Genomic DNA, 16,140 nt, shown 5'->3' on the forward strand with positions numbered 1-16,140 from the left:
GCGCCGCCGCGCTGCCCGTGGGTCAGGACGGCTTCCTGGCGGCGCGCTTCGCCGAGCGCCATGGCGACGTGGGCCGGGCCGTCCGGGCCGTGGCCGAGGCCGTGCGGGGCGCCGTACGGGACGAACGCGCCGCCGCGGCGCTGCTCCCGGGCTCCCCGATGAGCGTGGCGCTCGGCACCCGGCTGCCGGTGGCACAGGGGCCGATGACCCGGGTCAGCGACAGCGCCGGGTTCGCCGCCGCGGTCGCGGCCGAGGGGGCCCTGCCGTTCCTGGCCCTGGCCCTCGCCGGGCGGGAGCGGGCCCGCGCCATGCTGGCGGACGCGGCGGCCGCCCTCCCCGGGCGCCCGTGGGGGGTCGGGGTGCTCGGCTTCGCCCCCGAGGAGATCAGACAGGCCCAGTTGGAGGCCGTACGGGAGATCCGGCCCAGCCACGCGATCATCGCGGGCGGGCGGCCCGCCCAGGCCGAGGCGCTGGAGAAGGCCGGGATCGCCACCTTCCTGCACGTCCCTTCGCCGGGCCTGCTGGCGCAGTTCCTGCGGTCCGGCGCCCGGCGGTTCGTGTTCGAGGGGGCCGAGTGCGGCGGACACGTCGGCCCGCGGAACAGCTTTCCGCTGTGGGAGGCCCAGATCGCGGTGATCGAGGACTTCCTCGACGAGGCGGGCCGCGACGGGGGCGCGGCCTGCACCGAGGACGGGGGCGCCCCGGCGGCGAGTTCGGCCCGGACCGAGGGCGGGGACGCAGGCCAGATCGAGGGCGGGGACGCGGGCCGGATCGAGGTGTTCTTCGCGGGCGGTGTCCATGACGAGCGGTCCGCCGCGATGGTCGCCGCCCTCGCCGCCCCGCTGATCCGGCGCGGCGTGGCGGTCGGCCTCCTGATGGGCACCGCGTATCTCTTCACCGAGGAGGCGGTCGCCCACGGCGCCGTCCAGCCGCTCTTCCAGCGCCAGGTGGTGACGGCGCGGCGCACCGCGCTGCTGGAGACCGCTCCGGGGCACGCCACCCGCTGTGTGCCCAGCCCGTTCACCGAGGAGTTCGAGGCCGTCAAGGAGCGGTTGCGCGAGGAGGGTGTCCCCCAGCGGCAGGTGTGGGAGCGGCTGGAACGGCTCAACGTCGGCCGGCTGCGGATCGCGGGGAAGGGGGTCGAGCGGGACCCGGGCGGCGCGTTGGTGGCGGTCGGGGAGCAACGTCAACTCCAGGATGGCATGTTCATGGCGGGAGACGTGGCCGTGCTGCGCTCGGACACCACCACCGTCGCCGCCCTCCACCACCGCGTCGCCCCGGCCGCCGCCGACTTCTTCCGCACCGCCGCGGCCGCGCTCCGCGAGCGCCTGGGCGAGGCCGCGCCCGCGCCGACGGAGCGGGAGGCGCCGCCGCCCGTGGACGTGGCCGTGGTCGGCATGGCGTGCATGTTCCCCCAGGCCCCCGACCTCGCCACGTTCTGGGCCCATGTGGTCGGCGGCGTCGACGCCGTCACCGAAGTGCCCGCGTCGCGGTGGGACCCCGCCGTCCACTATTCCGCCGACCAGGACGGCGCCACGGTCTCCAAGTGGGGCGGCTTCCTGCCCCCCATCCCCTTCGACCCCCTCCGCTACGGCATCCCGCCGGCGTCCCTCGGCAGCATCGAGCCGGTGCAACTGCTCGCGCTGGAGGCCGCGCGACGGGCCCTGGAGGACGCCGGGTACGCCGCCGTGCCCGACGACCGCGGCAGCCCTCGCGGCGCCGCGTCGCCGAGCGGTTCTCAGGCCGGTTCGCGGGTCGGTTCGCCGACCGGCCCGCAGGTCGGTTCGCCGGCCGGTGGCCGGGCCTTCGACCGGTCCCGTACGTCGGTCGTCTTCGGCGCCGAGGCGGGCAGCGACCTGTCCAGCGCCCAGACGCTGCGCGCCGTGCTGCCGTCCTACCTCGACACGGTCCCCCAAGCCCTCGCCGAGCAGCTGCCCGAACTGACCGAGGACTCCTTCCCCGGCATGCTCGCCAATGTGATCGCCGGGCGGATCGCCAACCGGCTCGACCTCGGCGGCGCCAACTACACGGTGGACGCGGCCTGCGCCTCCTCACTGGCCGCCGTCGACGTGGCCTGCAAGGAGCTGGTCACCGGCGGCAGCGACCTCGTGCTGTGCGGCGGTGCCGACCTGCACAACGGCATCAACGACTACGTGCTCTTCTCCTCCGTGCACGCCCTGTCCCCCACGGGCCGCTCGCGCACCTTCGACGCCTCGGCGGACGGCATCGCTCTCGGTGAGGGCGTCGCATGCGTGGTCCTCAAGCGGCTGGCGGACGCCGAGCGCGACGGCGACCGCGTGTACGGCGTGATCAAGGGCGTGGGCAGCTCCAGCGACGGGCGGTCGCTCGGGCTCACCGCGCCCCGGCCCGAGGGCCAGCGGGCCGCGCTGGAGCGCGCCTACCGCAACGCCCGGATCTCCCCCGCCGACATCGGTCTCGTCGAGGCCCACGGCACCGGCACGGTCGTCGGCGACCGCACCGAGCTGTCCATCCTCACCGAGGTGTTCACCGCCGCCGGGGCCACGGCGGGCGGTTGCGCGCTCGGCTCCGTCAAGTCGCAGATCGGGCACACGAAGTGCGCGGCGGGTCTGGCGGGGCTGATCAAGACCGCGCTGGCGCTGTACACCGGCGTCAAGCCGCCCACCTCGCATCTGCGCCGCCCGAACACCTCCTGGGACACGCGGAGCAGCCCCTTCGCCTTCCACACCGAGGCCGCCCCCTGGGTGGCGCCGCCCGCCGAGCGGATCGCCGGGCTCAGCGCGTTCGGCTTCGGCGGCACCAACTTCCACGTCGTCCTGGCCGCCCATGACTCCGGGCCGCCCCCGGCCCACGCCCTGGACGCGTGGCCCGCCGAGCTGTTCACCTTCCGCGGCACCGACCGGGCGGCCGCCCTCCGCGCCGTCGAGGAGACCCTGGCCCTCGCCGAGGCGGCCGGGCCCGGGGAGTCGCCCTGGCGCCTGCGTGACCTCGCCCTCGCCGCCGCCACCCGCGCCGGGACCGCCCAGGGCCCGGTCCACGCCGCCGTAGTGGCCACCACCCCGGGCGGCCCCGCCGGGCTGGCGGCGCAACTGCGTCGCGTCCTGGCGGGGGAACACGACCCCGCCGCGGGAATCCACCTGGCCGCCCCGGAGGGGGCGAGCGGCCCGGAGGGCTGTGGCGGCCTGGAGGGCAGTGGTGCGCCGCGTGGCGACAGCCCGCAGGGCGTTGCCGCACCGGACGGCGGTGGCGGGCCGGAGCGCAGTGGTGTGCCGGACGGCGGTGGCGGGCTGGAGCGCAGTGGTGTGCCGGGCGGCGAGTCCGGGCCGCGTGACGACGGCCGCTCGGGCGGCGGGGGCGGCCTCGCGTCTGCGCCCGGCAAGGTCGCCTTTCTCTTCCCGGGGCAGGGCAGTCAGCGGCCCGGCATGTTCGCCGATCTGTTCGTCGCCTTCCCCGAACTCCACGGCCTCGCCCGGCTCGACCGGGCCCACGCCGCCGTCCTCCACCCGCCGGCCGCCTTCGAGGAGGCGGAACGGGCCGCGCAGCGGGACAGGATCACCGACACCCGGGTGGCCCAGCCGGCCCTCGGCGTCGTCGGCCTGGCCGCGCACGCGCTGCTCACCTCAGCCGGTGTCCGCCCCGACATGGCCGCCGGGCACAGCTACGGCGAGCTGGTCGCGCTCTGCGCGGCGGGCGCGCTCGCCCCGGCGGCCCTGCTGGAGCTGAGCGCCGAGCGGGCCTCCGCGATCCTGGACGCGGCCCGGGACGCCGGTCCCGAGCCGGGCACCATGGCGGCGGTGAGCGCGAGCCGCGACGACGTCGAACGCGTCCTGCGGCAAGGCGGCCTCGGCGACCGGGTCGTGGCCGCCAATCACAACGCGCCGCGCCAGACCGCCGTCTCCGGGCCCCGGCAGGCCGTGGACACCGCCATCGAGCTGCTCCGGGACGCCGGGTACTCGGTGAAGCGGCTCTCGGTGGCCTGCGCCTTCCACAGCCCGCTGGTGGCCGCCGCCGGCCGCCGGTTCGCCGAGGCACTCGGCCGACAGCCGGTACGTCCGCCCGAATACCCGGTCTGGGCGAACCGCACCGCCGCCCCGTACGCCGGCGACCCGGACGCGATCCGCGCGGAGCTGGCCGCCCAGATCGGCGCGCCGGTCCGCTTCGTCGAGCAGATCGAGGCCATGTACGAGGCCGGGGCCAGGGTGTTCGTCGAGGCGGGGCCGGGCACCGTGCTCACCCGGCTGGTCGGCGAGATCCTCGGCGACCGCCCGCACCGCGCCATCGCCTTCGAGGGACGGCGCGCCGGCGCGCGGGGCGCGGCCGTCGGCGGCGGCCCGCGCGGGCTGTACGGCTTCCTCGACGCACTGGCCCAACTGGCCGTCGCCGGGCTGCCGGTGCGCACCGGCTGGCTGTTCCGCGGCCGCGACGCCGTGGACGCCGGCAGCGCCACCGCGCCGAAGCGGCCCGGCTGGACGGTGGACGGGCAGCTGGTCCGTACCGCAGCGGGGGAACTCCTGCCCGGCGCCCTGGCGCCAGCCCGACGTGTCGTGGAGGCGACGGTGAGCCAGACGGACCGGGACGCGCTGATCCTGGAGTTCCTGAGGACCAGCCGCGAGATGGTCGCGGCGCAGCGCGATGTGCTGCTGACCCACCTGGAGGCCGTGCCGGGCACCGGCCCCGCGGCGCCGGCGGCGCCGTCCGGGTACGGGGTGGCCGGTTCGCTCGCGCAGGCCGAAGCGGGTGGCGGTGTCGGTGTCGGTGTCGGTGTCGGGGAAGCGAGCACGGCCCTTGCGCCGGGGCCGGTAAGCGCCGCGACGGCGGCCCTCGCCGAACCGGTGGTGCCCGACGCGCCGGTGGCGGTCACCGAGGCCGAGGTGGCAGGGATGGTCGCCCAGATCATCAGCGAACGCACCGGATACCCGGTCGACATGATCGAGCCGGATCTCGATCTGGAGGCGGATCTGAGCATCGACTCGATCAAGCGGGCCGAGATCGCGGGCGAGCTGGCGATGCGCCTGGGTGTGGGCGGCACCGGCCGCGACGGCGCGGCCGCGCTCGCGGACGAGGAGCTGGAGGAGCTGACGAAGGCCCGCACCACCGCCGCGGTCACCGCCTGGCTCACCCCGCGCCTCGCCGCCGACCCGGCGCAGGAGAGCCCGGCGCCGCTCGCGGCCACCGTCGCCGTAAGAAACCAAACCCCCGCGCCCCCGGACACCGCTCCCCCACGCGCCGACCTCGCGGCGGCCGGCGCCACGCCCGTCGCCCCCGACGACAGCGGACCGCACGTCAACGGCAGCCCCGAACCCCCCGTTTCCGGGCCGGCCTCCCCCACCCTCACGGGCGTGGCGCCCCAGCGCATGCTGCTGCGGGCCGTACCACTGGCCGAGGCCAGGGCGACCGATGAGCCCTCGGCCGTCCTCGCCGGGCGGCGGTTCGTGCTGCTGGGTGGCGACGAGGCCGTGGCCGAGGCGGTCGGCGGGCGGTTGCGCGGGCACGGGGCCGAGGCGGTGGCCCTGGCGGGCGGGCATCTCCTCGGCGAGGACGACGGCCCCGTGGACGGGGTGGTCCTGCTCCAGCCGTGGGGCGGATCGGGCGCGCCGGTGCTGCCCACGGCCTACCCGGTGCTGCGGGCGGCCCTCGGGCGCCGCCCGCGGTGGCTGGTGGCCGCCCGGCGGGCGGACCCGCTGGATGTCGGGACGGCGGGGCTGCACGGCCTGTTCCGCACGGTCGCCCGGGAGTACCCGGACACGGCCGCCACGGTCGTGGACCTCCCCGCCACCGCGTCCGCCGCAGACGCCGCCGACGCGCTGCTGGCCGAGGTGCTCGCCCCCGACCACCCGCCCGTCGTGCTGCGCACCGCCGACGGACGGCGCGGACTCGAACTCGCGGAGAGCGGACTGGGGATCCTCGGCAGCTCCGGCGCGGGTCCCGCCGGGGACGGGGCCGCGGAGGCGGCGGCCATCGGCCTCGACCACGACTCGGTGGTCGTGCTGGTCGGCGGGGCGCGCGGGATCACCGCGCGGTGCGCGGCGGCCCTCGCGGCGGCCGCCCGCTGCCGCATCGAACTGCTCGGCCGCACCCCCGCCCCCACCGGCCCGGAGGACCCGGCCACCGCCGGGGCCCGGGACGAAGCCGCCCTGCACGCGGCGCTCGCCGCGCGGGGCGGCCGGAAGCCCGCCGAGATCCAGCGGGAGGCGGCCCTGATCCTGGCGCGCCGCGAAGTGGCCGCCACCCTGCGGGAGCTGGGCGGCCTCGGGGCCCGGGCGCGCTACCGGTCGGTCGACGTCCGCGACCCCGACGCGGTACGCCAGGCCCTCAAGGAGATCCACGCCGACCACGGCCGGCTGGACGGTGTCGTCTACGCGGCGGGCGTGATCGAGGACCGGCTGATCGAGGAGAAGTCCGCCGAGTCCTTCCAGCGGGTGTTCGACACGAAGGCGGGCGGGGCGCGCACCCTCCTGGACGCGCTGGAGGAGCTGTCGACCGGCCCGGGCGGGCCCGCCGCCGGGCCGGGGGTGCCGTCGAGCGGGCCGGGCGGAGGTCAGGGAGGGGGCGGCGGGCCGGCGTTCGTGGTGCTCTTCGGCAGCGTCTCCGCCGTGCTCGGCAACCGCGGCCAGGCCGACTACGCGGCGGCCAACGACGCGCTGGAGGCCCTCGGCGCGCGGTGGGCGGCCCGCACCGGCGGCCGGGCGCTGACGGTCCACTGGGGTCCCTGGGCGCCCGCCGGCGCGCACGCCGGCATGGTCAGCCCCGCGCTCGCCCGCGCATACGCGCGGCGTGGCGTCGAACTCATCGACCCCGAAGAGGGGACGCTGGCGCTGCTGCGCGAGCTGGCGTGGGGCGGGGAGTCGGCCGGGGCCGTGGTCTACACCGCGTCGGGCTGGTGACGACCGTGGCGTACGACGACCACGGTGCGGCGGCGCCGGGCAGAGGCGGCCGTACGCCCCCGGTGGCGATCGTCGGGATGGCCGTGCTGCTGCCCGGCGCGCCTGATCTGCCGACGTACTGGCGCAACGTGGTGTCCGGGGTGGACGCGATCAGCGAGGTGCCGGCCCGGCGGTGGGACGCCGAGTTCTACGCCCCCGGGAGCGGGCGCGGCCCGGCCGGCCAGGGCGCCGACCGGGTGTACTGCCGCCGGGGCGGGTTCGTCGACGACCTGGCCGAGGTGGAGGTCACCCGCTTCGGGATCATGCCCGCCTCCGTACCGGGCACCGAGCCCGACCAGTTGATCGCCCTGCACGTCGCGGCCGCGGCCGTCGCCGACGCGGGCGGCGAGCGGCGGCTGCCCGACCGGGGGCGGGTCGGGGTGGTGCTGGGCCGCGGCGGCTACCTCACCCCCGGCCTGGTCCGCCTCGACCAGCGGGTACGCACCGCCCACCAGCTCGTACGCACCCTCGGCGAGCTGCTGCCCGCCCTCGGCGCCGACCAGTTGGAGCGGGTGCGCGAGGCGTTCACCGAGCGACTGGGCCCCGACCGCCCCGAGGCGGCCATCGGCCTGGTGCCCAACCTCGCCGCCTCGCGGGTGGCCAACCGGCTCGACCTCGGCGGCCCCGCGTACACCGTGGACGCCGCCTGCGCCTCCTCGCTCGTCGCCGTCGACCAGGCGGTGGGCGAGCTGGCCTCCGGGCGGTGCGACATGATGCTGGCGGGTGGGGTGCACCACTGCCACGACATCACCCTGTGGAGCGTCTTCGCGCAGTTGCGCGCGCTCTCGCCGAGCGAGCGCATCCGCCCCTTCCACCGTGCGGCCGACGGAATCCTGATCGGCGAGGGCACGGGCGTCGTGGTGCTCAAGCGGCTAGCCGACGCGCGGCGGGACGGGGACCGGGTCTACGCGGTCATCAGGGGCACCGGGGTCGCGGGCGACGGGCGCGCCGCGGGCCTGGTCAACCCGGACCCGGGCGGCCAGACGCGGGCGGTGCGGCAGGCGTGGCGGGCGGCAGGGCTCGACCCACGGGAACCCGGCTCCCTCGGGCTGCTGGAGGCGCACGGCACGGCGACCCCCGCGGGCGACGCGGCCGAACTCGCCACGGTGGCGGAGGTCTTCGGCGCCCCGGCCGGCGACGGCACCGACCGGGCCGTGATCGGGTCGGTCAAGTCGATGATCGGCCACACCATGCCGGCGGCCGGGGTGGCGGGCCTGGTCAAGGCCGCCCTGGCGGTCCACCACGGCCTGCTGCCCCCCACGCTCCACTGCGACGACCCGCACCCGGCCCTGGCCGAGACCCGCTTCCGTACGATCGGCACCGCCGAGCCCTGGGAGAGCGCCCCGACCACGCGGGTGCGCCGCGCGGCGGTCAACGCGTTCGGCTTCGGCGGGATCAACGCGCATGTGGTGCTGGAGCAGGCACCACCGGCGGCGACGTGGGCCCCGGCGGCCCCAAGCCCTCGGCCATCGGAAGGGGCCGGCGCGGCGGTCGGGATCCGGCCGGGTGATCGCGCCCCCCGTGTCCGGGTCGTTGAGCCGGAGCGAGTGGTGGCGCTGGTCGGGGGGACGGCCGAGGAGTTGGGCGCGCGGCTGGCGGCGGATGACGCGGTCCTGCGAGAGGCCACGCCCGGCGAGGGGCCCGGCGCCGCGGGCCGGGTTCGGCTCGGTGTCGTCGGGCCGACCGCGAAGCGGCTGGCATTGGCGCGGCGGGTGGTCGCCAAGGGGTGTTCGTGGAGGGGGCGCGGTGATGTCTGGTTCACGCCTGCTCCGCTGCTGAGCGAGCACGCCGCGGTGGGGCCGGGGCGGGTGGCCTTTGTCTTCCCGGGGCTGGAGGCCGAGTTCGCGCCCCGGGTGGACGGCGTCGCCGAGTACTTCGGGCTCTCCCCCGCCACCGCCGGGTCGGCCGGCGGTCGGGCGCGGGTCGGCGATGTCGGCCGCCACGGGGTCGGCGTGTTCGCCGTCAGCCGCCTGCTGGACGGCGCGCTGCGGCGCATGGGGGTGGTCCCGGACGCGGTGGCCGGGCACAGCGTCGGCGAATGGACCGCGATGGTGTCCGCCGGCCTGTACTCGGGCGCGGCGGTCGACGAATTCCTCGGCTCGTTCGACCCGGACGCCCTGCGCGTGCCCGGGCTGGCCTTCGGTGCGCTGGGGGCGTCCGCCGAACGGGTGCTGGCCGCGCTCGCGGAGACGGCGGGCGGCCGGGTCGTGCTCTCCCACGACAACGCGCCGAGCCAGTCGATGGTGTGCGGGCCGCTGGCCGATGTCGAGGCGTTCGTGCGGCGGCTGCGCGCCGAGGGGGTGATCGGGCAGGTCCTCCCGTTCCAGTCCGGCTTTCACACCCCGATGCTCGCGCCCTACCTGGGGCCGATCAGGGCCGCTGCGGAGCGCTTCGAGCTGTACCCGCCGAGCGTGCCCATCTGGTCGGGCACGACCGCGGCACCGTACCCGCCCGGCGAGGCCGACGTACGGGAGCTGTTCATCCGGCATCTGCTGGAGCCGGTGCGGTTCCGGCTGCTGACCGAGGCTCTGTACGAGGCGGGGTTCCGGGCGTTCGTGCAGGTGGGCCCGGGTCAGTTGGCCGCGCTCATCGGCGACACACTGCAGGGGGCGGAACATCTGGCGGTGGCCGCCGACTCGCCGCACCGCGACGGCGTCGCGCAACTGCGACGGGTGGCCACCGCCCTGTGGGTGGAGGGCGCCCGGGTCGACCCGTCGCTGCCGCGCCCCTCCGCCGGGCCTTCGACCGCTCCTGCCCCGACCGCCGCCCCGGTCCCGGTTACCTCCACCTCCGCCGCCACCATCACCGCGGGGCCGAAGCCCGTACCGCTCGACCTGGGCGGTGCGCTGATCTCCCTGGACGAGCGACGACTCGCCGGCCTGCGCCGTGCCTTGGCCTCGGCCCTGGACGACGTCGGTGCCGGAAGCGCCCCTGCCGATGTCCCCGCCTTCCGCGCGGAGGACGCGTCCACGCTGGACGCGATGGCGGAGCGGTTTCCGGTGGCCGCGGAGTTCGGCGCGCTGCTCCGGGAGACGGCCGGCGCCGCGGCCGAGCTGATCGCCGTCGCGGGCCGCGGGGGCGGACCACCGGCCCCGCGGCCCCCGGCCCCCGTCACGCCACCGTCAGCGCCCTCGCAACGGCCACCGACCCTGTCACCGCCACCGCCACCGGCCCCTGCCGAGCCCTCGCGGAAGACCTGGCGCACCGTGCTGCGCGTCTCCACCGACACCATGCCGTACCTGCGTGACCACTGCTTCTTCCGGCAACGCCCCGACTGGCCCGACGAGTCCGACCGGTGGCCGGTCGTCCCGGCCACCACCATCATCGGGCACCTCATGGACGCGGCCGAGCGGGCCGCTCCCGGGCGGCGCGCGGTCGCCGTGCACGGGGCCCGGTTCGGCCGGTGGGTGACCGCCGCGCCGGCCGCGGAGGTGGCCGTCACCGTGGCGCCGTCGCCCGAAGGCCCGGACCGGCTGGCCGTGGACTTCGGCCGCAGCGCGCACGCCACGGTCCAGCTCGCGCCGCGCTATCCGTACCCCCGCCCCGACCCCTGGCCGGCCGACCCGGCCGCCGAACGCGCCCCCGACCACACCGCGGCGCAGCTCTACGACGAGCGCTGGATGTTCCACGGTCCGGCGTTCCAGGGGGTCAGCGAGATCACCGCGATCGGCGCGGCGCGGGTGCGCGGCGTGATCACCACACCGGCCGCGCCCGGCGCGCTGCTGGACAATGTCGGCCAGCTGCTCGGCTACTGGCTGATGGCGACCCGCACGGAGCGGACCGTGGTGTTCCCCGTCGGCATGCGGCGCATCCGCCTCTTCGGACCGCATCCGCGCCCCGGGACCCCGGTGGAGTGCCTGATCAGGGTTGTCGCGCTGACCGACACCACGCTGGAGGCGGATGTCCAACTGCTGGTCGGCGGGGAGGTGTGGGCCCGGATCGACGGCTGGCAGGACCGGCGTTTCGACAACCACCCGACCACGAGGCCCGTAGAACGCTTCCCGGAGCTGAACGCGCTCTCGGAGCCGCGGCCGGGCGGCTGGGTGCTGCTCCACGAGCGCTGGCCGGACCTGGCGTCCCGTGACCTGATCATGCGCAACCACCTGGGCGGCGTGGAGCGCACGGCGTACGAGCGGCATGCGCCGCGCGGCCGGCGGCAGTGGCTGCTGGGCCGGATCGCGGCCAAGGACGCGGTGCGGCGGTGGCTTTGGGCGCATGGGGAGGGCCCGGTCTTCCCCGCCGAGGTCCAGGTGTGCGAGGACGCGCGGGGTCGCCCGTACGTCCTGGGGGCGCACGGGCGGACGCTGCCCGCGCTGGACGTCTCGCTGGCGAGCCGGGCGGAGGCCGGGGTGGCCCTGGTGGTGCCGCGCCCGCCGGGGCGCGGGGGTGGCGGGCCCGGCCCCGGCATCCGCATCGAGGAGTTGACGGGCGGGACCGCCGGGTTGGAGGGCACCGTCCTGCGCGCGGTGCGGGGGGCGGTGGCCGAGGCGGAGGGCGTCGTCGGCGGCGGGCCGGGCTTCACCGTGCTCGACGCCGGCCCGGGGTGGCTGCTGGCCGAGGTGGCCTCCGCGGCCGGCGGGCCGCGCCGCTACCGGGTGCACAGCGTGCGTACGGCCAACCCTCCGGGGTTGCCCAGCCGGGACTACGTCGTGGCCTGGACCACCGGCCCGGCGGACGACGAGTGAGGAGACCGACCCGTGAGCGACGCGCGCGCGGGCGGAGAAGCTGACGAGGAGGCACCGTGAGCACCGCCAAGCACACCGTCCCTGCCCCCGCGGCGGTCGACGAGGAGACCGTCTTCGCGGAGATCGCCGGCATGCTCCGGAGCATGCTCGACGAGTACGGTCTGGACGACATCGAGATCGCCCCGGAGAGCCGCTTCATGGAGGATCTGGAGCTGGAGAGCATCGACCTGGTCACCCTGGCGGGGCATCTGCAGGCCCGGTACGGACGGCAGGTCAACTTCGCCGAGTTCGTGGCCGGGCTGGAGCTCGACGAGATCATCGACCTCAGCGTGGGCCGCCTCGTCGAGTACGTCGTCGGTTGTCTGAAGGCCGGCGAGGGGAGCTGACCGCGATGGCCATGGTCCACACCGGCGGACCGGACGGCGTCAGGCTCCATGTGCAGCGGCTCGGCCCGGAACAGGGCGGGCCTCAACAGGACCGCCCCGGCCGGGGCGGCCCCGGCCGGGGCGGTGCCGCCCCCACCGCCGTACTCCTGCACGGCCTGCTCACCGACAGCCTCGCCGCCTACTACTTCACCGTGGGCCCGGGCCTCGCCGCGGCCGGGGTCGACGTGGTCATGTACGACCAGCGGGGCCACGGGCGCAGCGAGCGCCCGGCCGGCCGCTACCGGCTGGAGATGTTCGTCGGGGACCTGGAGCGGCTGCTCGACCGGCTGGGGATCCACGGCCCGGTGCACCTGGTCGGCAACTGCTTCGGCGGGACGGTGGCCTTCTCGTACGCGGTCCGCCATCCAGAGCGGGTGGCCGGCCTGTCGCTGATCGAGTCGGAACCGGCCACCGGCGCCTGGGCGGCCAAGCTGGACCGGCTCCTCGGCTACGCGGCCGCCCAGCTGTCGGAGCACGAGTCCGACGCCCTGGCCTGGATCGACGCCCACCACGGCGGGCACACCGCCCGGCTGGCGAGGTCGGCGGCCCGGCTGGTGCGCACCACCTCCATCGCCCGGGACATACCGTCGAGCGCGGTGCTGGACGAGGGGCGGATCCGCTCCGTGCGCGGTCCGCTTCTCGCCCTCTACGGCGCCGATTCGGACATGGCCGCCCAGGCGCCGTGGCTGGAGTCGCTGCTGCCGGGCACCCGCACGGTGATCGTGCCGGGGCATGAGCACTCCGTGCTGGTGGAGGTGCCCGCCTTGGTGCTCGAACACGTCCTCGCCCACGTCCTCGATCACGACCGGGACGGAGACCGGGACGGGGTCCGGGAGCCCGGCGGGAGGCCCGGTGGGAGGCCGCGGGTGGCGGCTCTCGCCGGGCTGGAGACGGCCCCGTGAGCGGCGGCGGACGCCGTTTCCTGTTCGTCGTGCCGCCGCTCGTCGGGCACATCAACCCCACGCTCGGCGTCGGGGCCGAACTGGCCGCCCGGGGCCACCGGGTGGCGTGGGCCGGGGTGCCGGAGGTGGTGGGGCGGCTGGCCGGAGAGGGGGCGGCGGTGTTCCGCTGCGCGGGGCCCGCGCTGGGCGAGGGCGGCGCCGATGCCGTACGCCCCGCCGATGTGCGGGGCCCGGAGGCGCTGAAGTTCCTGTGGGAGCGCTTCCTGGTGCCGCTCGCCGAGGCGATGGCCCCGGGGGTGCGGGCGGCCGTCGAGGAGTTCCGGCCTGATGTGGTGGTCGCCGACCAGCAGGCGGTGGCCGGTGGGCTGGTCGCCGAGCGGCTGGGCGTGCGGTGGGCGACCTCGGCCACCACCTCGGCCGAGTTCGCCGGGGCGCTGGACGGCATGCCGAGGGTCGCCGCCTGGCTGGAGGGGCTGCTGGAGGGGTTGCGCGGCCGTGTCGGCGACCCGGCTGGGACGGCCGATCCGCGCTTCTCGCCCCATCTGGTGCTGGCCTTCACCACCGAGGAGCTGGCGGGGCGGCCGACGCGGGCCGCCGGGCGGATCCGCTTCGTCGGGCCGTCGATCGCCGCCCGCCCGGCCGCTCCGGACTTCCCCTGGGAGTGGCTGGACCCGGCGCGGCCGGCGGTGCTGGTCACCCTCGGCACGGTCAACGCCGAGGCCGGGGCGCGCTTCCTGTCCGTCTGCCGGGAGGCCGTGCGCGCCCGCGCGGGCCGGCTGCAGGCGGTGCTCCTCGACCCCGCGGGCACGCTGGACACCGGGCCGGGCGCGCCGCCGGGCACCTGGCCCGGCGCGCCCCTGGACGACGACGTCCTGGTGGTGCGCGAGGTGCCCCAACTGCCGCTGCTGGCGCGGGTGGCGGCCGTCGTGTGCCATGCCGGGCACAACACCGTGTGCGAGGCCCTGTGGCACGGCGTACCGCTGGTCGTGGCGCCCATCCGGGACGACCAGCCCGTCGTGGCCGGCCAGGTGGTGGCCGCCGGGGCGGGGGTGCGGGTGCGGTTCGGCCGGGTGACGGCGGCCGGGCTCGGCGAGGCCCTGGACACCGTCCTGTACGAGCCGGGCTGTCGCGCGGCGGCCGAGCGGGTCGGGGCGTCCTTCCGTGCGGCCGGCGGTGCGGCCGCGGCGGCGGACCACCTGGAGCGGCTGGCCGCGTCGGCCGCCCCGGGCGCACCGCCGCCCGTACCTCAGCCAGGTCCCGTGGCCGTCCCGTTGGAGGAGAGATGAGCAGCGGCGTCGAACGGTCCCCCTCCCCCGGCCCGGCCGGGGGGCACCTCCCCGGGGCAGCGGGGGAAGAGCCGAAGGGGCGCGCCGCCGTGGACGGGGCGGGCGGGGGCCGTGGCGCCCCGGAGGCCGGTCCGTACGGGAAAGAGGGGAACCGGGCCACGAAGAAGGAGACCCGCGCCGCGGCCGTCGCCGCGCTGCGCCCCCGCTACGCGGAGGATCTCGCGCGGGGCACCGAGCGGTTCTTCGAGCCGCGCCGGACCGACTGCCCGTGGTGCGGCTCGGCCCGGCTGGAGGGGCGGCTGCGCACCACCGATCTCTTCCAGCACAAGCCGGGCCGCTTCGCGCTGGACCGGTGCCTGGACTGCGGGCATGTGTTCCAGAACCCGCGGCTGAATCCCGTGGGTCTGGAGTTCTACTACCGGGACTTCTACGACGGGCTGGGCGAGCGGGACATCGGCGGGCTGTTCGCCGGGCGGCGCAGGGCGTACGTCAAGCGGGCCGAGTCGCTGCGCCCCTTCGCTCAGGCGCCGGGGAACTGGCTGGACGTGGGCACCGGGCACGGCCACTTCTGCGAGGCGGCCCGCGCGGTCTTCCCCGGGACCCTCTTCGACGGGCTGGACCTGAGCGCCGGGGTGGAGCTGGCCGAGCGGGCGGGGCGGGTGGCGCGGGGCATCCGCGGCGGCTTCGTGGAGCGGGTGGCGGAACTGGCCGACGGCTATGACGTGGTGAGCATGTTCCACTACCTGGAGCACAGTACGGACCCTCGCGGGGAGCTGCGGGCGGCCCATCGCGCGCTGCGTCCGGGCGGGCATCTGCTGATCGAGGTCCCCGATCCGGAGAGCCGCTTCGCCCGGCTGCTGGGCCGCTGGTGGCTGCCGTGGCTGCAGCCGCAGCACCTTCATTTCGTGCCGGTGGCCAATCTGCGCCGGGAGCTGTCCGGGCTGGGTTTCACCGTCGTCGCCGAGGAGCACGCGGGGCCGCACGACCCGGTCGATCTGCTCGGCGCGGTGTGGCTGCTGCTGAACGCGGTCGCCCCGCCGGACGACCTGCCCTGGCTGGCGCCGCCGCCGGGCCGGCTCCGCCGGCTGCTGCGCACGGCGGTCCTGCTGGCGGGCGTCCCGGCCCTGTTGGCGGCCACCGTGCTGGACCGGCTGCTGGTCAAGCCGCTGGCCGGGCGCGGCCGGCTGGCCAACGCCTACCGGGTGCTCGCCCGGCGCGACTGACCGTTTGTGGTGAGTACGGGACAGCGACACGCCGTGACGACGGCGTGTCGCTGTCCCATACTCACCACAAACGCGGCTCCGCTTCAGTCGGCTCCGCCCCGCTCCCGCTCCACCATCGCCGCGTAGGCGAACTGGAGTGCGTCCGCGCCGGCGACGGCGGTCAGCGCCGCCGTCGCCAGCCGGGTGGCCCTCGGGCACAGCACAAGCCCGGCCGTGACCGTGGTGGCCACCCACATGTCGGTACAGAACGGGCAGGTGATGAGCTCTCCGACCGCGCGCCGGCCGCCCTCGCCGCGCGCCTCCTCGCTCAGCTCGGCCGCGCCCGCGCCGCCGCGGGCCACGGTGAACGGCACACGCAGCGGGCTGGCCACCGTGCTCTTGGTGAGCAGCCTGCTCAGCCGGAAGGTGGCGACGCCGCACAGGGCCAGGTCCCAGGGGTCGACGCGGGACGGCAGCCGACGCCCGGTCAGCCGCCCGGCCCCGGCGAGCGCCGCGACATACGCCCCGTAGCCGAGCATGGCGGCCACGTACCGCTCGGGGGCGTGTCCGCTGTCCCCCGCGTACGCCGCCTTCTGGCCCCGGAGGGCGGCGGTGAGCCGCCCGGCCCAGTTCGCCGCCGCCCGGGCCGGCCGCCCCCTGCTCTCTTTCCTGTCCATGCGCCCATCTTCACGCGGGGCGGGGCGGCGGCCGGGGCGCCACGCGGTCGGGCCCCGCCAA

Annotated in this window: 7 protein-coding genes; 6 read left to right on the forward strand and 1 reads right to left on the reverse strand. The window is 76.9% G+C overall.

Features of this window, described 5'->3' with window-relative positions; genetic code table 11:
* The first annotated feature begins 17 nt into the window (after positions 1–17).
* The 6 genes from BBH68_RS42630 to BBH68_RS32850 all read left to right on the forward strand — a co-directional run bounded on the left by BBH68_RS42630 (position 18) and on the right by BBH68_RS32850 (position 15,423).
* Positions 18–6,863, forward strand: coding sequence for a type I polyketide synthase (locus tag BBH68_RS42630; protein ID WP_245738422.1), 6,846 nt, complete (start codon positions 18–20; stop codon positions 6,861–6,863).
* 77 nt (positions 6,864–6,940) lie between these two features.
* Positions 6,941–11,587 carry a type I polyketide synthase gene (locus tag BBH68_RS32830; protein ID WP_065967424.1) on the forward strand — a complete coding sequence of 1,549 codons (4,647 nt, stop codon included), beginning with the start codon at positions 6,941–6,943 and terminating at the stop codon, positions 11,585–11,587.
* A gap of 56 nt (positions 11,588–11,643) precedes the next feature.
* On the forward strand, positions 11,644–11,973 hold the full coding sequence (locus tag BBH68_RS32835; protein WP_065967413.1) for a phosphopantetheine-binding protein: 330 nt from the start codon (positions 11,644–11,646) through the stop codon (positions 11,971–11,973).
* A 5-nt stretch (positions 11,974–11,978) separates the two neighbouring features.
* Positions 11,979–12,914, forward strand: a complete 936-nt coding sequence (locus tag BBH68_RS32840) for an alpha/beta fold hydrolase (RefSeq protein WP_065967414.1) — start codon at positions 11,979–11,981, stop codon at positions 12,912–12,914.
* Positions 12,911–14,200 (forward strand): glycosyltransferase, encoded by a 1,290-nt coding sequence (locus BBH68_RS32845; protein ID WP_065967415.1) that lies wholly within the window; start codon positions 12,911–12,913, stop codon positions 14,198–14,200. The genes BBH68_RS32840 and BBH68_RS32845 overlap by 4 nt, the downstream gene beginning before the upstream one ends.
* Positions 14,197–15,423, forward strand: a complete 1,227-nt coding sequence (locus BBH68_RS32850; RefSeq protein WP_245738423.1) for a class I SAM-dependent methyltransferase — start codon at positions 14,197–14,199, stop codon at positions 15,421–15,423. The genes BBH68_RS32845 and BBH68_RS32850 overlap by 4 nt, the downstream gene beginning before the upstream one ends.
* Positions 15,424–15,506: 83 nt before the next feature.
* Here BBH68_RS32850 and BBH68_RS32855 read toward each other — a convergent pair whose 3' ends face one another.
* On the reverse strand, positions 15,507–16,079 hold the full coding sequence (locus tag BBH68_RS32855) for a DUF1360 domain-containing protein (RefSeq protein ID WP_065967416.1): 573 nt from the start codon (positions 16,077–16,079) through the stop codon (positions 15,507–15,509).
* Between the last annotated feature and the right edge of the window lie 61 nt (positions 16,080–16,140).

Source organism: Streptomyces sparsogenes (assembly GCF_001704635.1).
In the GTDB taxonomy this organism is placed as follows: domain Bacteria; phylum Actinomycetota; class Actinomycetes; order Streptomycetales; family Streptomycetaceae; genus Streptomyces; species Streptomyces sparsogenes.

Coding starts and splice junctions, on each gene's coding strand:
- BBH68_RS32850 (WP_245738423.1), top strand. CDS start 14,197: ATGAGCAGCGGCGTCGAACGGTCCCCCTCCCCCGGCCCGGCCGGGGGG.
- BBH68_RS32855 (WP_065967416.1), bottom strand. CDS start 16,079: ATGGACAGGAAAGAGAGCAGGGGGCGGCCGGCCCGGGCGGCGGCGAAC.
- BBH68_RS32840 (WP_065967414.1), top strand. CDS start 11,979: ATGGCCATGGTCCACACCGGCGGACCGGACGGCGTCAGGCTCCATGTG.
- BBH68_RS32830 (WP_065967424.1), top strand. CDS start 6,941: ATGGCCGTGCTGCTGCCCGGCGCGCCTGATCTGCCGACGTACTGGCGC.